Annotated in this window: 9 protein-coding genes and 8 pseudogenes; 14 read left to right on the top strand and 3 right to left on the bottom strand. The window is 45.1% G+C overall.

Translation table 11 applies throughout. The features are described from left to right. Positions 1-28 precede the first annotated feature (28 nt). The 7 genes and pseudogenes from lepA to acpS all read left to right on the top strand — a co-directional run bounded on the left by lepA (position 29) and on the right by acpS (position 6399). A pseudogene (gene lepA, locus AC0L66_RS15435) lies at positions 29-1824 on the top strand (translation elongation factor 4). A gap of 93 nt (positions 1825-1917) precedes the next feature. Next, positions 1918-2814 carry a signal peptidase I gene (lepB, locus tag AC0L66_RS15430; RefSeq protein ID WP_265673611.1) on the top strand — a complete coding sequence of 299 codons (897 nt, stop codon included), beginning with the start codon at positions 1918-1920 and terminating at the stop codon, positions 2812-2814. Between the two features lie 10 nt (positions 2815-2824). Continuing rightward, positions 2825-3501: pseudogene (rnc, locus tag AC0L66_RS15425) on the top strand (ribonuclease III). After that, positions 3494-4468: a GTPase Era gene (era, locus tag AC0L66_RS15420; protein ID WP_265673613.1), complete on the top strand. Its 975-nt coding sequence runs from the start codon at positions 3494-3496 to the stop codon at positions 4466-4468. Before rnc ends, era begins: the two are co-directional and overlap by 8 nt. 40 nt (positions 4469-4508) lie before the next feature. Further along, a pseudogene (recO, locus tag AC0L66_RS15415) lies at positions 4509-5214 on the top strand (DNA repair protein RecO). Between the two features lie 17 nt (positions 5215-5231). Beyond that, a complete protein-coding gene (pdxJ, locus tag AC0L66_RS15410) occupies positions 5232-5966 on the top strand; it encodes a pyridoxine 5'-phosphate synthase (protein WP_265673615.1) in 735 nt (244 codons plus the stop codon). A gap of 52 nt (positions 5967-6018) precedes the next feature. Further along, positions 6019-6399 carry a holo-ACP synthase gene (gene acpS, locus AC0L66_RS15405; protein ID WP_473567865.1) on the top strand — a complete coding sequence of 127 codons (381 nt, stop codon included), beginning with the start codon at positions 6019-6021 and terminating at the stop codon, positions 6397-6399. 173 nt (positions 6400-6572) lie between these two features. On the opposite strand, the pseudogene AC0L66_RS15400 reads toward acpS, so the two are convergent. Together AC0L66_RS15400 and barA are read right to left on the bottom strand one after the other, a co-directional pair. After that, a pseudogene (locus tag AC0L66_RS15400) lies at positions 6573-7409 on the bottom strand (response regulator); the annotation flags it as partial. 52 nt (positions 7410-7461) lie between these two features. Further along, positions 7462-9391 (bottom strand): annotated as a pseudogene (gene barA / locus AC0L66_RS15395) (two-component sensor histidine kinase BarA); the annotation flags it as partial. A 202-nt stretch (positions 9392-9593) separates the two neighbouring features. On the opposite strand from barA, the pseudogene rlmD reads away from it, so the two are divergent. The 6 genes and pseudogenes from rlmD to AC0L66_RS15365 all read left to right on the top strand — a co-directional run bounded on the left by rlmD (position 9594) and on the right by AC0L66_RS15365 (position 18794). Further along, positions 9594-10911: pseudogene (gene rlmD, locus AC0L66_RS15390) on the top strand (23S rRNA (uracil(1939)-C(5))-methyltransferase RlmD). A gap of 82 nt (positions 10912-10993) precedes the next feature. Next, positions 10994-13216: a GTP diphosphokinase gene (relA, locus tag AC0L66_RS15385; protein WP_265673619.1), complete on the top strand. Its 2223-nt coding sequence runs from the start codon at positions 10994-10996 to the stop codon at positions 13214-13216. Between the two features lie 210 nt (positions 13217-13426). Further along, positions 13427-14232: pseudogene (mazG, locus tag AC0L66_RS15380) on the top strand (nucleoside triphosphate pyrophosphohydrolase). A gap of 161 nt (positions 14233-14393) precedes the next feature. Continuing rightward, positions 14394-16035 (top strand): annotated as a pseudogene (locus AC0L66_RS15375) (CTP synthase). Positions 16036-16117: 82 nt separating this feature from the next. After that, a complete protein-coding gene (gene eno / locus AC0L66_RS15370; protein WP_250615805.1) occupies positions 16118-17419 on the top strand; it encodes a phosphopyruvate hydratase in 1302 nt (433 codons plus the stop codon). A 199-nt stretch (positions 17420-17618) separates the two neighbouring features. After that, positions 17619-18794: an Ldh family oxidoreductase gene (locus tag AC0L66_RS15365; protein ID WP_265673622.1), complete on the top strand. Its 1176-nt coding sequence runs from the start codon at positions 17619-17621 to the stop codon at positions 18792-18794. A gap of 107 nt (positions 18795-18901) precedes the next feature. On the opposite strand, the gene AC0L66_RS15360 is transcribed toward AC0L66_RS15365, so the two are convergent. Then, entirely contained in the window at positions 18902-19933 is a 1032-nt protein-coding gene (locus tag AC0L66_RS15360) for an AraC family transcriptional regulator (RefSeq protein WP_473567863.1), read from the bottom strand. 127 nt (positions 19934-20060) lie between these two features. On the opposite strand from AC0L66_RS15360, the gene AC0L66_RS15355 reads away from it, so the two are divergent. Continuing rightward, entirely contained in the window at positions 20061-21200 is a 1140-nt protein-coding gene (locus tag AC0L66_RS15355) for an arginase family protein (protein ID WP_250615802.1), read from the top strand. Positions 21201-21205 lie beyond the last annotated feature (5 nt).

Genomic DNA, 21205 nt, shown 5'->3' with positions numbered 1-21205 from the left:
ATTTTAAGAGTTAAGCCAAATCAAATCTATGAAGCACATTCGTAACTTTTCGATTATCGCCCACATTGACCACGGTAAGTCCACGTTGTCAGACCGTCTCATTCAAGTTTGTGGCGGCTTAAGTGACCGTGAAATGGCAGCTCAAGTTCTAGATTCTATGGACCTTGAGCGCGAGCGCGGTATTACCATCAAAGCTCAGAGTGTTACTCTTGACTACACTGCGAACGATGGGGAAACCTATCAGCTCAACTTTATCGATACCCCAGGACACGTAGATTTCTCCTATGAAGTATCTCGTTCCCTTGCCGCTTGTGAAGGCGCGCTGTTGGTTGTCGACGCTGGTCAAGGGGTAGAAGCTCAGACACTAGCGAACTGCTATACCGCGATCGAGATGGATCTTGAGGTAGTGCCAATTCTGAACAAGATTGATTTACTGCATGCGGCAGAACCTGAACGTGTTGCTGAAGAAATCGAAGAGATTGTTGGTATTGATGCATTAGAAGCTGTGCGCTGTTCTGCAAAAACGGGGTTAGGTGTGGATGCGGTTCTTGAAGAGATCGTCGCATCAATTCCTGCACCAGAAGGCGATCCAGAAGCACCACTACAAGCATTGATCATTGACTCTTGGTTTGATAACTACTTAGGTGTGGTTTCTTTGGTTCGTATTAAAAACGGTAAACTAAAGAAAAATGACAAGATTAAAGTCATGAGCACCGGGCAAGTTTGGGGGGTAGACCGTTTAGGTATATTCACACCAAAACAGATCGATACGACGGAACTGAATACTGGCGAAGTAGGCTGGGTGGTTTGTGGTATTAAAGACATCCTTGGTGCCCCTGTTGGTGATACGCTAACAACAGCAAAACACGGCAGCGAAACTGCGCTACCAGGTTTCAAAAGGTGAAACCTCAGGTTTATGCGGGTCTTTTCCCTGTATCATCCGATGATTATGAAAACTTCCGTGATGCACTAGGTAAACTTAGTCTAAATGACGCATCACTATTCTATGAGCCAGAAAGCTCAGCAGCATTAGGTTTTGGTTTCCGTTGTGGCTTCTTAGGCATGCTTCACATGGAGATCATCCAAGAACGTCTAGAGCGTGAATACGATCTTGATCTGATTACAACGGCACCGACGGTAGTCTACGAAGTAGAAAAAACGGACGGTAAAACGTTGTATGTTGATAGCCCGGCTAAGCTACCCGCGACTAACGATATTGAAGAAATGCGTGAACCCATCGCGCGTTGTAATATCTTGGTTCCTTCAGATTACCTAGGTAACGTGATTACGTTGTGTGTCGAAAAGCGTGGCATGCAGGTTGACATGGTGTATCACGGTAACCAAGTCGCCGTGACTTACGACATTCCGATGGCAGAGGTTGTTCTCGACTTCTTCGATCGTCTGAAGTCGACGTCTCGTGGCTATGCGTCACTGGATTATAACTTCCAGCGCTTTGAAGCATCAAACATGGTTCGTGTCGATGTATTGCTTAACGGTGATACGGTTGATGCATTGGCTATCATTACTCACAAAGATCAAGCGCAAAGCCGTGGTCGTCTGCTTGTTGAGAAAATGAAGGAGTTTATTCCTCGCCAAATGTTTGATATCGCGATTCAAGCAGCAATCGGTAACCACATCATTGCTCGTTCTACCGTAAAACAACTGCGTAAAAACGTAATTGCAAAATGTTACGGTGGTGACGTGAGTCGTAAGAAGAAGCTGTTGAAGAAACAGAAAGAAGGTAAGAAGCGTATGAAGCAGATCGGTAACGTTGAACTGCCTCAAGAAGCGTTCCTTGCCATTCTGCATGTAGGCAAAGATTAAGCTCATTGCTAAGTGCAAGAACAAGTAAAGTGGAAGCTCTGAAAAGGGCTTTCACTTTCGTTATTTTTGAAGATACGAAATTAAGGGAATTTAATGGCTAATACGTTCTCACTAATCCTAGTTATCGTAACATTGGTGACTGGTGTAGTTTGGGTTTTAGATAAACTCGTACTGAGAAAGAAACGACAGCAAAAATTGGCAGATATCCAAGCACAAGCCAACCAAATTGATGATGAGGTTGCTCAAAAAGCGGTCGCGCCATCATGGTTTGTTGAAAACAGTGTGTCGATTTTTCCGGTTATCGCGTTTGTATTAGTCTTACGTTCTTTTATTTACGAACCTTTTCAAATCCCATCGGGTTCGATGATGCCAACCTTATTGGTCGGTGATTTTATCTTGGTGGAAAAATATGCCTATGGATTGAAAGACCCAGTTTGGCGTACACAATTGGTCGACGTGGGTAAGCCTGAGCGCGGCGATTCAATTGTATTCAAATACCCGCCTCAGCCTAATATTGACTATATTAAACGTGTAGTGGGTTTACCTGGGGATATGGTGCGCTACAGCGCAAGTAAAGACATCTGTATTCAGACTAAGGGCACGTCAGAATGCAAACCCGTTAAGCTATCTAACGTCGTCGATAGCCCGTTTGTACAAAACGGTATTCCATTGATTCAAATGGATGAAAAACTGGGTGATGTTGAACACCAAGTGTTGGTTAACCCACTGCGTCGTGACCGAGTTGATCAGTATCAACCACGTAATGGCATTAATGAATGGGTGGTACCAGAAGGCCATTACTTCGTGATGGGTGACAACCGCGATAATAGTGCTGATAGCCGTTATTGGGGCTTTGTACCAGAAGCCAACTTAGTGGGTAAAGCTGTAGCAATATGGATTAGTTTTGAATTTGAACGTAGTGCAGACAGCTTTTTGCCTGCATGGATCCCAACTGGTGTGAGATTGAATCGCATCGGTGGAATTAACTGAACGAGAGAGCATGAATTCTCCTATTGAACGATTAGAAAAAAGCTCGCTTATCAATTTAATGATAGCGAGCGCTTGGCATTGGCACTGACACATCGTAGTGCCAATGGAACGCATAATGAACGACTCGAGTTTTTGGGCGATTCAATTTTAAGTTTTGTCGTCGCTGACGATCTTTATCATCGCTTCCCTAAAATTAATGAAGGGGACATGAGCCGCATGCGTGCCACGTTAGTAAGAGGTCACACTCTTGCAGAACTAGGGCGCGAGTTCGGTTTGGGAGACTACTTAAAATTAGGTCCAGGTGAGTTGAAGAGCGGTGGTTTTAGACGTGATTCAATTCTTGCTGATGCAGTTGAGGCCATTATTGGTGCCATCTACCTAGACAGCGATGTCGAAAAAGTACGTGAGGTTGTATTGGGTTGGTATAAAAGCCGCCTTGATGCGATTGAACCTGGCGTATCGCAGAAAGATCCGAAAACTCGTCTTCAAGAGTTTTTGCAAGGGCGCAGAAAACCTCTGCCCGTCTATACTGTGACTAATATAAAAGGTGAAGCCCACAACCAAGAGTTTACGGTTTCATGTGAAGTGATGGGCTTGGATAAGCCTGTTGTTGGTCTAGGTACTAGCCGCCGCAAGGCAGAACAAGCGGCTGCCGAGATGGCATTAGAGAAAGTGACCAATGTCTGATAAAGAATTTGATATCGATGCGTACTTTTCTTCTCCAGCAGAAGAAGTAGCGAATCCAGAAAACCAACATTGTGGTTTTATCGCCATTGTTGGTCGCCCAAATGTAGGTAAATCGACATTATTGAACCATATCCTGGGTCAAAAAATATCGATCACCTCGCGCAAGCCTCAAACGACTCGCCACCGTATCATGGGTGTAGAGACCGAAGGGGATTACCAAGCGATTTACGTGGATACTCCTGGGCTTCATATTGAAGAGAAGCGCGCGATCAACCGTTTGATGAACCGTGCAGCGAACAGCTCCCTGAGTGATGTTAACCTAGTATTGTTTCTGGTTGACGGCACGCAATGGACTGCTGATGATGAAATGGTACTAAACAAGCTGAAGAAATCTGATTTCCCAGTTGTACTATGCATCAACAAAGTCGACAACGTTAAAGATCGTAATGACGTGATGATGCACATGCAGGCTCTTTCTGAAAAGATGGAGTTTGTTGATGTGGTGCCTATTTCCGCCAAGCAAGGTAAAAACACCGATGTGATTCGTAAACACGTTCGTAGTTATTTACCTAAAGCGGTGCATCACTTCCCTGAAGAATATGTGACCGACCGTTCACAGCGTTTTATGGCGTCTGAGATTATCCGTGAAAAATTGATGCGCTTTACTGGTGAGGAGCTACCTTACTCTGTGACCGTTGAAGTTGAACGCTTTGATTACAATCCAGAAACGGACGGTTTTCACATTAACGCCCTTATTCTTGTTGAACGTACTGGTCAAAAGAAAATGGTGATTGGCAAAGGTGGAGATAAAATCAAGACCATCGGTCGTGAAGCTCGCCTCGATATGGAAGAGTTGTTTGGCCGTAAAGTGTACTTAGAAACTTGGGTCAAAGTGAAGTCTGGCTGGGCTGATGATGAGCGTGCGCTGCGTTCATTAGGTTACATCGACGACTTAGAAAACAAATAATAGACGCGCGACTTTCGGCAATTTGACAAGATGTGATGGTATGGAAGGGTTACAACGCTGTTTCGTTTTACATCGCAGGCCATACAGTGAATCAAGTTTAATTCTTGATGTCTTCAGTGAAGAGTATGGTCGTGTGTCATTATTGTCGAAAGGGGCTCGCAGTAAGCGCTCTAACCTCAAAGGAGCGCTTCAACCTTTCACCCCATTGTTACTCAAGTGGTCTGGTGGTGGGTCCTTAAAAACCTTGCGTCAAGCTGAACCTATTAGCTTAGGGCTACCGCTTACAGGTATCTGCCTTTACTCTGCAATGTATGTTAATGAACTTATTGCTCGTGTTCTTGCTAATGAAATACCTTTCCCCGCTTTATTTCATGATTATCTTCAAGCTTTAACAGAGTTGGCTCAAACTAGTAATCCCGAACCGAGCGCTACGACGTTTTGAACTCGCTTTGCTTTCGGCTTTGGGGTATGGCGTCGATTTTTTACACTGCTCAGGCACGGGTGAACCGATCGATCCGACCATGACATATCGCTTTCGTGAACAGCAAGGTTTCATCGCCAGTGTTCGCCGAGACAACCTCACATTTGTGGGGGAAGAGTTGATTGCGATAAGTGAACGACGTTTTACTAATAAAACCCAATTACAAGCGGCAAAACGCTTTACACGTATGGCATTAAAGCCGTATCTTGGCTCAAAACCGTTAAAAAGCAGAGAGTTGTTTCGTATTAAACCAAAACAGCTCTGATGATGGAGTATTAATACATGAGTTCTATTCTTTTAGGCATCAACATTGACCATATCGCGACACTGCGTAATGCACGTGGCACTAAGTATCCAGATCCTGTGCATGCGGCTGAAATTGCTGAGCGTGCTGGTGCTGATGGTATTACCGTGCACTTACGTGAAGACCGCCGTCACATCCTTGACCGTGATGTCCGTATTCTTAGCGAAACGCTACAAACCCGTATGAACCTAGAGATGGCAGTGACGGATGAAATGGTTGAGATTGCGCTTAAAACTAAACCTGAGTTCGTTTGTCTTGTACCGGAAAAGCGTGAAGAACTGACGACAGAAGGTGGTTTGGACGTTAAAGGCCAGCTAGAGAAAATTAAAGCGGCGACGGCAAAACTGACAGCGGCGGGCATAAAGGTGTCGTTGTTTATTGATGCGGACAGAGAACAAATTGATGCATCAAAAGCGGCAGGTGCGCCTTTTATTGAGCTTCACACGGGTCATTACGCTGATGCCGAAACAGAAGAAGATCAACAAGATGAATTAAAGAAGATTGCCGCTGGTGCGAGTTATGCTTCTGACTTAGGTATTACGGTTAACGCTGGCCATGGTTTGACTTACCACAATGTCGCTCCAATCGCAGCGCTACCAGAAATTTATGAACTGAACATTGGCCACGCTATTATCGGTCGAGCCGTATTTGACGGTCTTCATAAAGCGGTAGCGGATATGAAAGCGATAATGGAAGCAGCGCGACGCGGTTAATTCGTCTAGCGTTGACACAATGAGTTCGCAAGATAGTTAGGTGTAACCTTGTATGGCAATTTTGGGTTTAGGCACGGATATCGCAGAAATAGAGCGAATTGAAAAGGCACTGGTTCGCTCTGGTGAGGCATTTGCAAAGCGAATCTTAACTCCAGAGGAGTGGGTGACTTTTAGTTCGCTGAAACAAAAAGGCCGCTTTCTTGCTAAGCGTTTTGCAGCCAAAGAAGCCGCGTCAAAAGCGCTTGGTACGGGCATTGCTCATGGTGTTAGCTTTCAAGACTTTACCATTGCCAACGATGAAAATGGTAAACCGTTACTGATGTTAACGAACAAAGCCGCGGAAATCGCCGCCGCAATGGGCGCGACGTCAATCCACCTGACGATTTCGGATGAGCGGCGCTATGCCGTTGCTACCGTGATAATAGAGCAGTAGTCATTTCGCTGGTTAGCGTTTGTTGGGGGATGACTCCCCAAGCAAGTTGATTGAAAATAAAAAGGCGCGACGCAGTGAATACTGCCTCGCGCCTTTTCTATTTTATTGGGCTACCAATTATTGCAATGTGAATTTTATTTTGCATTTGCAACAGCGCCTTAGTGGATTAAGTGCTAGCTTTTATTGAGGTAGAGCTTTGAGGTTTCCAGCACTTTTTCCATCTCATCTTGCAGTTCAAACAATTCAGGTTCAATGGACTCAATAGCACCGCCCGAGCGCAGGGCTTTTTCTATGGTTGCACAGATCGATTTAAGCCTTGGTACACCGCTGTATGAGCAACTGCCATGGAGTTTATGGATTAAATGAATCACCTCTTCTTTGTCTGAAAACCCTTCATCAAGTATGCGTTCTGAGAGACGCTGTACTTCTGGTATAAATTCGATGAGCATTTGCAGCATATCGACGGCGAGATCGTCTTTATTCGCCGCTTGTTTTAAAGCCTCTGACCAATCTATGACGACATTTTTTGCTGCGCTAATCGGTGTTGCTGGCGTGTTATCGCTAGAGGACGATGACGGATGCGCTTCCGTCGTCTCAGGGGTAACGAAGTCAAGGATAGCGTCGTGTTCGAGTGTGCGTGGTGGAACCCATTTATTGAGTACCTGCTGCAATGCCATCTCATCTATTGGCTTTGTGAGATAATCATCCATGCCTTCCGAAATTAACCTATCACGCTCCCCTGTCATAGCATGAGCGGTGACCGCGATGACGGGAGTCGTGCTGTTTAGGCTTGTTTCTTTAATCAGTTTACAGGCGGTAACACCGTCCATATGCGGCATTTGAATGTCCATCAAAACAATATCAAAGTGTTGTGCTTGTGCTTTTTCAACCGATAGTTGACCGCTAGAGTAAGACACGACGGTTTCCACGCGCTCGGATAACAGGGCTGTAATCAATTTGAGGTTCGCAGGGTTGTCATCCACCGCCATGACCGTGAGCGGGCGTTTTTCCGTCGACTCATAGAGAACAGGCAGTACCGGGTTGGCCGCAGCTGTTTATCCACTAATGCCTGCATTAGGCGCTTACAGGCCAGCGGCTTTGTTAAGCACTGCACTTCATGGGTTTGCATGAGGTAATCCGACAATGCTAACTGTGTGCTGGCGGTACCGATAATGATATTAGAGGTAGAACTCTTACAGTGCTTAATCCAGCTCTCAATGGTAGTGAGTGGAATTTCTTCATTGGTTGGTAAGCACAAAATAATGTAGTCAAAGGCTTCAAGTCGTTCAGGTAGTGTCGAGCGATACGTTACCATTACCCCTTGGTTGGTGAGGTTTTGCTGTAAGACAGAAGCCGCTTGCATGTTGGGTTCAACCAAAAGCAGACGCTTATTATGGATGATCATCGGGTCTACAGGGTCAATCATTGGGATCTCTGTAGAATGCAGTCGTATAGTAAACCAGAAGGTGGAGCCTTGGTGTAGGCGGCTAGTGAGACTGATTTCCCCTCCCATTTGACCAACTAATTTCTGTGTGATGACCAAACCTAGCCCGGTTCCGCCATAGCGACGAGAAATGCTGGCATCGGCCTGACTAAAGGCCTGGAAGAGTTGTGCTTGCTGTCGTTCAGAAATACCTATACCGAGTATCGCGCACCATGAATTGCAGTTCGACACGATCTTCTTTTTGCGATTTTAATTCGACACTGATGTCAATGTTACCGCGCTCGGTAAACTTAATTGAGTTGCCCACTAAGTTTGTGAGAATTTGTTGGATACGCATTGGGTCGCCGACCAATCCATTTGGTACCTTTGCATCGACTTTAAGCGTCAGCTCTAGGCCTTTTTCATGCGCACTGGTGGCTTGCAGTGCCACCACCTCTTCGAGGCTGTCTTGGAATTCAAATGGGATGTTCTCAAGTGCCAGTTTACCCGCTTCTAGTTTAGAAAAATCCAAAATGTCGTTGATGATATTTAGAAGGTTATTAGCTGATTTCTCAATGGTTTGAAGGTAATCAGTTTGGCTGTTAGACAGCTGGGTTTTTAGCATCTGTCGGGTGAAACCAATCACGCCATTGAGTGGTGTTCTTAGCTCATGAGACATGTTGGCAAGAAACTCCGATTTTACTCGTGCTGCTTCTTGTGCTCGTTTTTTAGCAATATCAAGCTCAACGTTTTGGATCTCCAGTTGTTCTAATGTTTCGCGAAGATCTGACGTGGCTTGGTCGATACTGTGCTGCATTTCGACATGGTATTCGGATAGTGATACCGCCATGGCATTGATACCATTTTTTAGCGAGTCGAGTTCACCATGCATTTTGCCTTCAATTCGAACATCTAAGTGACCACGCCGAATTCGGTCGACCATGTTTTTCATATGAGAAATTGGCCGCGTGACATCGTGCATTAATCGATAGGCGAAAATACCAGACAAAATCAGTCCTAAAATCAGCACTAAAATGGCCGAGAAAACCTCTTGGTATTGCTGTAGCCGCAATGAGGATAAATCGAGCTCAATCGCGATGTAGCCCAATGTTTTACTGGTGGAGGTTAGCTGTCGTGTATCCGAGATTAATTGACTTTCTGCCAATATAGGCGCGCGTAAAATCAAGGTGTTGTCATGAAACTCTGAAGAGCTTAGGTAGGGGATAGGCTTATCTTTTGGCAGCATTAACGAATTGAAATTAGGATGAAAGTTCGAGGTAACGAACAGTTCGTGATTAGCATCAAAAACGGCAATGCTACGAACAAATTTAGAATTCTTTCGGTGTGCGTAGCTAATGAGACGCCGAACGGACTCGCGACTTTGCGCCATGACACCTTGTTCACTAGCGATGGCTAAGGGTTCAATAATGCTTGCTCCGGCATTGAGTACTTGAGACTCAAGGTCGTGATAGCGGTTATAAGAAAAAAAGCACTCAATAAAAGCCCAATAATGAGCGTGGGTGCTAGGGTTAGAGTTATAACGCGAGCGCGAAGGCCGTATCTTGTCATTTTAATTCGAAGTCATAATTTGCTGGGAGTGATTACATCTACTGAGTGGATATGGGACAATACCCAGTACTGCATCCCCTAGGATGTCGTAAGCTTAATCAAAGCAGCGCTGTTCGACAATCATTCAACCAAAGAATAGTGAAACTCTAACAAATTTTTGTAGTGCAGAGCGTTTCTGCACGGCTAAATACTGGAAATAGGCATGGCACGTTTTTTTAAACCGACAAAGCAAACCGCATTCTCAAAGAAACACCAAGAAATGGTGATCGCACGTTTAGATCACCACGGCGCAGGTATCGCCTATCAAAATAAAAAAGCCGGTGTTTATTGAGGGGGCACTTCCAGATGAAACCGTTTTAGTGCAGCTCACGGAAACCAAAAGTAAGTTTTCTAAAGCAAACTTGATTAAGGTGATTAAGCCTAGCGCGCAGCGAGTTAAGCCATTATGTCCACACTATGAAGCGTGTGGGGGGTGCACTCAACAGCACCTATCTTTGGACGACCAACGTCAATATAAGCAGCAAGCGCTGTCGCAATTAATGAGCAAAATTGCTGGCCAACAGTTGTCACTGTCTGATTCTATTATTGGGGAGGGAACGGGGTACCGCAGAAGAGCTCGTTTGAGCCTGTACGCCGATAAAGCAAAAGGGCCGTTGCAAATGGGCTTTCGCCGCAAGCAGAGCAAACAACTGGTCGCAATAGATGGCTGCCCGGTTCTCGATAGTCAACTTAATGCATTGATCCCTGAGTTCAGAACGTTATTAACGAGCTTTCAGCATCCTCATACTCTCGGTCATCTTGAGTTAGTGATGGCAGACAATGGTCCGGTTGCAGTTTTACGCCATATGCAGCCGTTGGCCGAGGGAGACGAACAGCGTCTACTACAGCTGGCAAAAAAACACGATTTGACCTTATACCTCATGCCAGAAAGTGGTGTGCTAAATCGAGTCCATGGCGATGTGGCACAATATGGTGAGACGGGTGTGATGCTACCTTTTTTACCGACTCACTTTATTCAAGTGAATCAAAAAATCAACCAAGAAATGGTCGCGCAGGCACTGAGTTGGTTGGCACCGACAAAGCAGGAACGAGTACTGGATCTGTTCTGTGGGCTAGGTAACTTTACTCTTCCATTAGCGAAATTATCCAAGCAAGTCGTCGGCGTGGAAGGCATCCAAGAGATGGTGGATTGGGCAACGAACAATGCTGCGTTAAATAAACTCGATAACGTTGAATTTTATCAAGCTAACTTGGAAGAGGCGTTGACGAACTCGCCATGGGCTGAACAAAAATTCGACGCGATTTTATTAGATCCAGCCCGTGCTGGGGCGACTGGCGTGATAGATCAAGTTTCTGGACTTGGAGCAACGCGAGTGCTTTATGTTTCTTGCAATCCTGCTACCCTTGCCAGAGATAGTCAGAGCCTTATTGCACAAGGCTACACGCTTAAGAAACTTGGTATGATGGACATGTTTCCACAAACCAGTCATCTAGAGTCGATGGCATTGTTTGAAAAATGACAATTTTTGAATGATCTCTAACGTAGGTCATGGGCTAACTGGGATAGGTTAGTTAACTAATAAAACTAGGAAGAACAAAGTAATGGTTGCGGTAAGAAGCGCGCATTTGAACCCTGAAGAACAGTTTGAGTTAGCGAGTTGGATTGCTTCATTAAAGCAAGATAAAACGATCGCTAAACGGCTGAAAGAAGTTTATACCCAATGCGAAACGCTCGTAGAAGGTAATGAACAAGGGTCCTTGTTGTTGTGGCGTGGTAGAGAGATGATTGAGATCCTCATCACCCTTTCGATGGACAAAGCCACTCTCATTACAGCTTTGCTGTATCCGATAGTCTCTAGTGGATTATTTGATAGGGAATTACTCGAAGAAACTTACGGAAAAGAAATCCTTAAAATGATCGATGGCGTTGAAGAAATGGCCGCCATTGGTCAACTTAACGTGACGTTAGAGGGGTCAGAAGCTTCTGGGCAGGTCGACAACGTTAGACGCATGCTGTTAGCCATGGTTGATGATTTCCGCTGTGTTGTCATCAAATTGGCGGAGCGAATCTGTAACCTGCGTGAAGTAAAAGATGAACCGGATGAAGTAAGAATCGCCGCAGCTAAAGAGTGCGCCAATATTTATGCGCCGCTGGCTAACCGTCTCGGTATTGGTCAATTGAAATGGGAAATTGAAGATTACGCATTTCGATACCAGCACTCCATTACCTATAAAAAAATCGCTAAGCAACTTGCTGAGCGACGCATTGTCCGTGAGCAATACATTAAAGATTTCGTCGATGACTTGACTGACGAGATGCATCGCTCTCAAATTCTCGCTGAAGTTAGCGGCCGTCCAAAGCATATTTACAGTATTTGGCGAAAAATGCAGAAAAAGAGCTTGGATTTTGATGAGCTTTTTGATGTACGTGCGGTCCGTATCATTGCTGAACGCTTACAAGATTGCTATGCGGCGTTAGGGGTGGTGCATACTAAATACAAACACCTGCCAAGTGAGTTTGACGACTACGTTGCGAATCCAAAGCCCAATGGTTACCAGTCTATCCATACCGTTGTGTTGGGGCCAGAAGGTAAAACCATTGAAATTCAGATTCGTACTAAGGAAATGCATGAGGACTCTGAACTCGGCGTTGCGGCTCACTGGAAATACAAAGAAGGCAGCAGCACGGCTCGAAGCGGTTACGATGAAAAAATCACCTGGTTGCGTAAGCTACTGGATTGGCAAGAAGAAATGTCCGATTCTGGCGAAATGCTGGATGAGGTTCGAAGTCAGGTTTTTGATGACCGAGTGTATGCCTTTACACCACGTGGTGATGTGGTCGACCTGCCTATGGGTGCCACGCCACTAGACTTTGCCTACCACATCCACTCAATGGTGGGTCATCGCTGTATTGGCGCGAAAGTAGCAGGGCGCATTGTTCCGTTTACCCATCAATTATCGATGGGTGACCAAGTGGAGATTATCACCCAAAAAGAGCCTAACCCTTCCCGAGATTGGTTAAATCCGACATTGGGCTTTGTTCATTCTGGTCGCGCACGAGCGAAAATTAATGCTTGGTTCCGCAAGGAAAGTCGCGAGAAAAATCTAGAGGCGGGACGAGATATCCTCGAAGCGGAATTGGCAAAAATTGGTGCGACATTAAAAGATGCCGACCAATATGCGTTGAAGCGCTTTAATGTCAATACGCCTGATGAGCTATACGCGGGTATTGGTAGTGGCGATCTGCGAATCCATCAGGTCATCAACCACATCAATGCGTTGGTCAATAAGCCAACGGCGGAGGAAGAAGATCAAAAAGCCCTAGAGAAACTCAAAGAGTCGGAAACAAAAGCCAGTCAACAGAGTCGCCCTCATAAAGATGCGGTCGTGGTTGAAGGGGTTGATAATCTCATGACTCATCTAGCGCGTTGCTGTCAGCCTATCCCTGGCGATATTATTAAAGGTTATATCACCCAAGGTCGAGGCATCTCTGTACACCGAAGCGACTGTGAGCAGCTTGAAGAGTTGAGTCATCATGCGCCAGAGCGAATCATAGATACGGTTTGGGGCAGTGGCTTTGTTGGCTCTTATATTTTGACAATTCGTGTTGAAGCCCTAGAGCGAAGCGGATTATTGAAAGACGTCACGACATTACTCACCAATGAGAAAGTGAAAGTCATCAGTATGAAAAGTCGTAATGACTACAAGCGTCAATTAACCATTATGGATTTTGATCTTGAACTGAATAACATTGAAGTCTTGTCTCGCGTGACCAATCGCATTGAGCAGATCAAAGATGTGATGAAAGTGAAGCGCTTAGGGTGATGTGTGTAATCAGGGGCACGGTTAAGTCAATGACTCACTGTCACCCTGTGTAGGAAATGACAACATTGTTGAAAAATAAAGGGTTGGTTTTCCAACCCTTTTTATTCGCCCACACTTACGTTTTCATAGGTGCGACCTATCACTAGCTTATTTCGAATCAAGCTGTTTTGAATTGAATATTTTAGGAAATACATTGTTCAGGAATTTAATATGACTCAACCCGTCGAGCAACTTCTCAGCATCATGGCGCAACTCAGAGACGAAAAAAAGGCTGCCCGTGGGACAGAAAACAAACCTTTGACACGATCGTGCCTCATACCATAGAAGAAACGTATGAGGTTGTTGATGCGATCCATAATCAAGACTGGCCGAACTTGCAAGAAGAACTGGGAGACTTGTTGTTCCAAGTGATCTTCTATAGTCAGATGGCTAAAGAGCAAAAACTGTTTGATTTTAATGACGTGGTGGAAGGACTCAATGAGAAACTGACACGACGTCACCCCCATGTATTTAGTGATACTGAATTTGCAGATGAAGCCGCGATTGACGCTAACTGGGAAGCTGAGAAACAGAAGGAAAAGGCAGAAGTAGGCAAAACAGAAAAAAGTATTCTAGACTCAATACCACAGTCGCTGCCTGCCCTTTCTAAAGCCAATAAAATACAAAAGCGTGTGGCTAAGTTTGGTTTTGATTGGGGCGCTCTGGGGCCTGTTGTGGACAAGGTTCAAGAAGAAATTGATGAAGTCGTGCATGAAGCGATTCAGCTTAACGTGGATGAAGATAAGCTCGAAGAAGAAATTGGCGATTTATTATTTTCTGTTGTGAATCTTTCTCGGCACCTAAAGTCCGATCCTGAAGTGGCGCTACGAAAAGCGAACAATAAATTTTCGAGGCGTTTTAAGGGGGTTGAAACGTGTGTTTCAGAACGTGGTAAATTGCTTACAGACTTTACCCTGCAAGAGCTTGACGGCTTTTGGAATGATGTTAAAAAACAAGAAAAATCGACCGAACTGTGATGCACTTCCCATTCGAGTTAGTTTCTAGAATTGATTTGAAGCAAAAAATAAAAATTTTGAATGTGATAAGTTTCACGTTGTGGCGATAAAGGGCTTCTGGTATATTTTCATCCCGTCCAGAAGTAATCCATTTCCCTCATTCAACCAATTTCAGGTTAAACATGACGACAAATTACATTTTTGTTACTGGCGGGGTCGTATCCTCTCTAGGTAAAGGTATTGCAGCAGCATCGCTGGCAGCAATTTTAGAAGCTCGTGGTCTTAAAGTGACTATGATGAAGCTTGACCCTTACATCAACGTTGATCCAGGCACAATGAGCCCGACTCAACATGGTGAAGTGTTTGTCACGGAAGATGGCGCGGAAACGGATCTTGACCTTGGTCACTATGAGCGTTTCATTCGTACCAAGATGACCAAGCGTAACAACTTTACTGCTGGCCGTGTTTACTCTGATGTTCTTGCTAAAGAACGTCGTGGTGATTACCTAGGTGCAACGATTCAAGTTATTCCACACATTACTAACGAAATCAAAGATCGCGTGATCGCTGGTTCTCAAGGTCACGATGTCGCTATCGTTGAAGTTGGTGGTACTGTTGGTGATATCGAATCTTTGCCATTTATGGAAGCGATTCGTCAGTTAGCAGTAGAGCTTGGTCGTGAGCGTGCAATGTTTATGCACCTAACTCTGGTTCCTTACCTAGCGGCAGCAGGTGAAGTGAAAACGAAACCAACTCAGCACTCTGTAAAAGAGCTTCTGTCAATTGGTATTCAGCCAGATATCCTTGTTTGTCGTAGCGACCGTATTATCCCAGCGAACGAGCGTAAGAAAATTGCTCTTTTCTGTAATGTTCAGGAAAAAGCCGTTATCTCAATGAAGGATGTAGATTCTATTTACAAGATCCCTCAGCTTATCCGCGCACAAGGCCTTGATGACCTTGTCTGTGCACGCTTTGGTATTGAAGCACCAGAAGCTGACTTGTCTGAATGGGAACAAGTTATCTACGAAGAAGCCAACCCAACAGCAGAAGTTGTGATTGGTATGGTAGGTAAGTATATTGAACTACCAGATGCTTATAAGTCAGTGAACGAAGCACTGAAGCACGCAGGTCTTAAGAATCGCCTGAGTGTGAAAATTAAGTACGTTGATTCACAAGATGTTGAGTCTAAAGGTGAAGAAGCACTAGCTGAGTCTAGACGCAATTCTTGTACCTGGTGGCTTTGGTGACCGTGGTGTGGAAGGTAAGATCCGCGCGGCACAATTTGCTCGTGAAAACAAAGTACCGTACTTGGGTATCTGTTTAGGTATGCAAGTCGCACTGATCGAATACGCGCGCAACGTAGCGGGTATGGAAGGTGCACATTCAACAGAATTTAACAAAGAAACAAAATACCCTGTGGTAGGCTTGATCACAGAGTGGGTAGACGGCGAAGGTAAAGTTGAAGAACGTACTGAAACGTCGGATCTAGGCGGCACGATGCGTCTTGGTTCTCAGCTATGTCACCTTGAAAAAGGCACGAAAGCGTTTGAGCTTTATGGCAATGCGAAAATCCATGAGCGTCACCGTCACCGTTACGAAGTGAACAACCTCCTTCGTCCACAGATCGAAAAAGCAGGACTTAAAGTTTCTGGTTTGTCAGCAGACAAGAAACTGGTTGAAGTGATCGAGAACCCAGCTCACCCATGGTTTGTAGCTGCGCAGTTCCACCCAGAATTCACTTCAACACCTCGTGATGGCCACCCATTGTTTAGCGGCTTTGTGAAAGCGGCGGGTGAGTTCCAACGCGGATCAGAAGATAAATAGTAAAAGGATACGGGCGGCTGCGAAGGTTATGCGGCTGCCTTTAAATTGACATTAAATTTTTATTTATTGAGAGGAAACATCAATGTCTAAGATCGTTAAAGTTCTAGGTCGTGAAATCATCGACTCACGTGGTAACCCAACGGTAGAAGCTGAAGTTCACCTAGAAGGCGGTTTCGTTGGTATGGCAGCAGCTCCATCTGGTGCTTCTACTGGTTCTCGCGAAGCTCTTGAGCTACGTGACGGTGACAAATCACGTTTCCTAGGTAAAGGTGTTCTTAAAGCAATTGAAGCTGTTAACGGCCCAATCGCTGAAGCACTCGTTGGTCAAGACGCGAAAGCACAAGCTGACGTTGACCAAGTAATGATCGACCTAGATGGTACTGAAAACAAATCTAAGTTCGGCGCGAACGCTATCCTAGCGGTTTCTCTAGCGAACGCTAAAGCAGCAGCTGCTGCTAAAGGCATGCCTTTGTTCGAGCACATCGCTGAGCTAAACGGCACTCCTGGTCAATTCTCTATGCCTCTACCAATGATGAACATCATCAACGGTGGTGAGCACGCTGATAACAACGTTGATATCCAAGAGTTCATGATCCAACCAGTTGGTGCAAAAACGCTTAAAGAAGCGCTACGTATCGGTGCTGAAGTATTCCACAACCTAGCGAAAGTACTTAAAGCTAAAGGCCTAAGCACTGCAGTTGGTGATGAAGGTGGTTTCGCTCCTAACCTTGAGTCTAACGCTGCTGCTCTAGCTGCTATCCAAGAAGCTGTTGAAGCTGCTGGTTACGTACTAGGTAAAGACGTTACTCTTGCTATGGACTGTGCGGCTTCTGAGTTCTTCGACAAAGAAACTGGCAAGTACAACATGAAAGGCGAAGGCAAAATCTTCACTTCTGAAGAGTTTAACTTCTACCTACAAGACCTTGCTAACCAATACCCAATCGTATCTATCGAAGACGGTCTTGACGAATCAGATTGGGCTGGCTTCAAGCACCAAACTGAACTTCTAGGCGACAAGCTTCAACTCGTTGGTGACGATCTATTCGTTACAAACACTAAGATTCTAGCTCGTGGTATCGAAGAAGGCATCACTAACTCTATCCTAATCAAGTTCAACCAAATCGGTTCACTTACAGAGACTCTAGCTGCAATCAAGATGGCTAAAGACGCTGGCTTTACTGCAGTAATCTCTCACCGTTCTGGCGAAACTGAAGATGCAACTATCGCTGATCTAGCGGTAGGTACAGCTGCAGGTCAAATCAAAACTGGTTCTATGAGCCGTTCTGACCGTGTTGCTAAGTACAACCAACTTCTTCGCATCGAAGAAGCTCTAGGTGAGCGTGCACCTTTCAACGGTCTAAAAGAAGTTAAAGGTCAAGCGTAATCGCTTAATCGTTAACGGATTTTAATGAAGCCGCTCTTCGAGAGCGGCTTTTTTTATACGCGGAATTTGTGATGGTAACAGCGGAAATGAGTAACAGTGCGAGTAACAGCATCCAGTATGTTACTTCTTCATCTGGAGAAATCGGTTAAAGTGGTGACAGTCTTAATAGAACATATCCCTACTGATAGAGGACTTTACCATGGCTAACGTACCAAGCCCTACCACGACATTTGACAACGAATATTTCTCATTCATTGTTTCTGAATCATGGAAACACATCGGCTCAACTCAAGAGCACGCTGATATCCTAGCGCATAACCTACTTGTTGGTGGCCTACAAGGTAAACTACACCAAGGTCTAGGTGTTATTGAAGCGGTAACGATTCCTTATGAAGCTGGTATCTTGGACCCTTCAACGACGCCTGTTATCGAGTCTGAAGGTGACACTTGGGCTGTTTACGATGGTAAGAAGTCTTCTGGTCACTACGCATGTACATTGATGGCTCAAACGGCTATCGAAAAAGCACGTAAGCACGGTATCTCGATTGTATTTGGTTACGATCACTGTGACGGCGGCAACTTCTCAAACTACACACAGATGGCAATGAAAGAAGGCATGTTCGCGATGTCTTCAAACAACTCTGTTCCTCTAAACGCGCCGTTTGGTGGTATGGATCCAACCATGTCTTGTCCTCCATTTGATGCGGCGTGTGTGGGCGGTGATGAACTACCTCTCGTTACGTCTATCATGATCGGTGAAGGCTACGACTCTCACATCTGTGATGCTATCGTCAACGACCGTGACCTACACGTAGCAGCGCTTGTTGACCAAGATACAGGTGAACTGACTGCTGATGCTCGTAAGTGGGGCTCTCTAATTGAAGGCTACGGCCGTGTTGCTGACTGTAAAGCACCTTGGACGTTCCTAACGCCTCGTCTTTACTCTATCAACATCTGGAATGAAGTCATGACAGCGATCATCAACCCGAAAGGCACGATCGCACCTGAGCTTCCAGCAATCCCAAGTGATTTCTTCACAATGGAAAATGCACCGTGTCCAGTCGGCGGTTCTTACATCCTAGTGATTGACCCAAGCCACTTTGGTCCTATCGAAGAAGTGAAGCGTAAGAGCGATGCGTTTGTGAAAGCACAAAAAGCAAACCGCCCACGTAAAGGCTTCAACGAAGTTTACATCCCAGATGAGTGGGGTCTAAAAGCAATGGCTGAGTCTACAGATACTCACCAAGTTATGGATTCACACTGGGTTGGTTTCAAATCTTTCCTAGAGCGCTCTGGTACCACTATCGAAGCGTTAAATGCGAAATGGGAAGAGAAAGTAGGCGCTGAGCGCGCTGCGGAAACCATTCGCAAGTAATTCAAAATCATACGCACTTGATTTTAGCCCAGTCTTTGACTGGGCTTTTTTGTGTCGAACATCTGGCTCACTATCGCTATCACTATCACTATCACTATCGCGAAGTGTTATTCGTGACGTGATTGAATGCGGTATTGATGGGGGCTCATACCATAATAGTTTTGAAACGCTCTAAAAAACGGCGGGGAGGAATGGTAGCTGAGTAGTTCTGCAATTTCCGTCGTGCTTAATGGGGTGTTAAGTAAGTAGTCGCGTGCCACTTGCATCCGTGTATCAAGGACTAAGTGCTTATAAGTGGTCTCTTCTGTTATCAACTTTCGTCTAAGTGTGCGACTCGTGGTATTCATTTCTATAGCCATCGCTTCCATCGTGGGCAGTCCATATTTCAATTGAGTCAGTAATTTCACTCTTATTTGGTAGCTGATGGGCTGCGTTGTTGTGTCATCTATAATGGTTTGACTTTGTAAAGTGGCAACATGTGCGATAAGAGCTGGATTCATCGAAATGGCCGAACGTATCCACTCGACGGGAAAGCGCAGCTGATTTTGTTGGCTATTAAAGCTCAGATTGGTAGTAAAGATAGTTTTGTACAAAGGTAAGTAATGGGGAGCCGGGTAGGCGAAGTCAACATGAACGCGTTTGCGGTCAAACTCTTGCCCTAGAAATCGCTCGATACCCAGATAGTAGTGACAAATGGCATCTTCAATCGTGTAGTGCTGAGCCGACCTTCCATGTGAGCGGTCATCGGCAGTAATGTAAGCATATTCGCTATCATAGCCAATGTGTATGTCGACATAATCTTTGGTGATATATGAAAATTGTAATCCAGTATCAAGGAGTTGTTTGAGGTTTTGGCAGCTAATCATCGCATACCCCCAGGCGCCCATATCCTGAAGCTTTAGCCGTTTGGCAATGCGTAATCCAAGTCCATCAATATGCAGTTGTTCAACGGTAATCGCCATTAATGTATGCACCTGGCTGGCTTGGATCGGCTGATATTGCCCTTGAGTGATGCGGATGATACGGCACTTGCGCAAAAAGTCTGAAATATCGATGGGAACAGTAGACTCACTTCGGACAATACTTTCCCAGTACCCCAAAATGGCATCAAAGAAGTGTTGTTGATTTAATGAGGTCATGTGAGTTGTCCGAAAATGTAATAACCATGTCCTGAAGTGTAATAAGCAATTGCCAGAGTAGCAATTATAATTTTCCCATAGCTTGCGGTGAAGTTATTCACCAAATTAATCATTAGAGGAATCGCCCATGTTTAAGCCAAAACGTGTTGAAATTTCAAAAGAAAACTTAGAACTCTATAAAGATATCTACTGGAATAAGTCTGACGCCGATTTTTATATCAACGACGATATTGCGCCTATGCAGCAGCGTATGGCTGAGCAAGGTGTTGAAGCGTTTAGCTTGTTAGGTAAAGAGCACGTCGGTGCATTTGGCGCGCCTTATGTAAACAACTTTGAAAACGCAGACATCGTAATGTACGGTTTGACGATGGACAAGTGTTCACCAAATGCTGGTGGTCATAAATTTGGTCCAGGTGCGATTCGCGATGCATCTAAAACGGGTATGGGTCTTATTCACCAAGATGGCACAATGCCGTTTGAACTGTGTAACATTATCGATCACGGTAACTGGGATGGTTTAGGTCAGTTCAACTTAGATGAAGAAATGCGCAATGCTCAGAAAGTGGTTGATGACATGGTGATCAATCACGGTTGTACGCCATTCTTCTTTGGTGGTGATCATACTGTCGCTTACCCAGGCCCTGCTGCACTAGCTAAAGTTCATGGTCCGGTTTCTTTAATCCACATCGACGGTCACTTCGATCTGTTGACTCGTGCAGATTTCGATTATGAATCTTACTCGGGCAACTGGTACTGCCGTCTTGCTTCAGAAGGTGCAATTGACCCGACAACCAGTGTGAGCATGGGCATGCGTGGTCGTTGGTGTGCTTCTCAGCAAGGTAAGGCGAAGGCGATTGGCGGTAATTTCTTCCTAGCGGATGAAATGTATGATCTTGGTATCGACTACATCGTTGAGCAAATCCTTGAGAAGCAAGGCGATGGTCGTCCTGTTTACCTGACATTTGACCTTGATGGACTCGATCTTCTTGATCACAGTGCAAACTCAAGTCCAGATCCATTCGGGGTATCAGCGCGCATGTACTACGATATTTTCCGTAAGTTGCGAGCAACAAAACGTATTAACCTAGTTGGCGCAGATATCGCAGAATTTGCACCTCAGAAAAATAGCGACGAAAAAGACGCGTTGCTGACGGCTGCATTCGGCTGGGAATTGCTCGTTTGGCTTGCTGAATGTCGTTACATTCGTGAAGGTAAGAAAAACCCGACTGAATGGCCAATGAGCTTTGGTCGTAATATCGAGTTTTAATCCAA

The sequence above is a fragment of the Vibrio sp. GJ43-1 genome, assembly GCF_055808835.1.
This window is presented reverse-complemented; position numbering and strand designations above follow the sequence as displayed.

Bases quoted from the DNA above. Each gene is read 5' to 3' on its own strand.
- relA (WP_265673619.1), top strand. From the start codon at position 10,994: ATGGTTGCGGTAAGAAGCGCGCATTTGAACCCTGAAGAACAGTTTGAG.
- lepB (WP_265673611.1), top strand. From the start codon at position 1,918: ATGGCTAATACGTTCTCACTAATCCTAGTTATCGTAACATTGGTGACT.
- eno (WP_250615805.1), top strand. From the start codon at position 16,118: ATGTCTAAGATCGTTAAAGTTCTAGGTCGTGAAATCATCGACTCACGT.
- AC0L66_RS15360 (WP_473567863.1), bottom strand. From the start codon at position 19,933: ATGACCTCATTAAATCAACAACACTTCTTTGATGCCATTTTGGGGTAC.
- AC0L66_RS15365 (WP_265673622.1), top strand. From the start codon at position 17,619: ATGGCTAACGTACCAAGCCCTACCACGACATTTGACAACGAATATTTC.
- AC0L66_RS15355 (WP_250615802.1), top strand. From the start codon at position 20,061: ATGTTTAAGCCAAAACGTGTTGAAATTTCAAAAGAAAACTTAGAACTC.
- era (WP_265673613.1), top strand. From the start codon at position 3,494: ATGTCTGATAAAGAATTTGATATCGATGCGTACTTTTCTTCTCCAGCA.
- acpS (WP_473567865.1), top strand. From the start codon at position 6,019: ATGGCAATTTTGGGTTTAGGCACGGATATCGCAGAAATAGAGCGAATT.
- pdxJ (WP_265673615.1), top strand. From the start codon at position 5,232: ATGAGTTCTATTCTTTTAGGCATCAACATTGACCATATCGCGACACTG.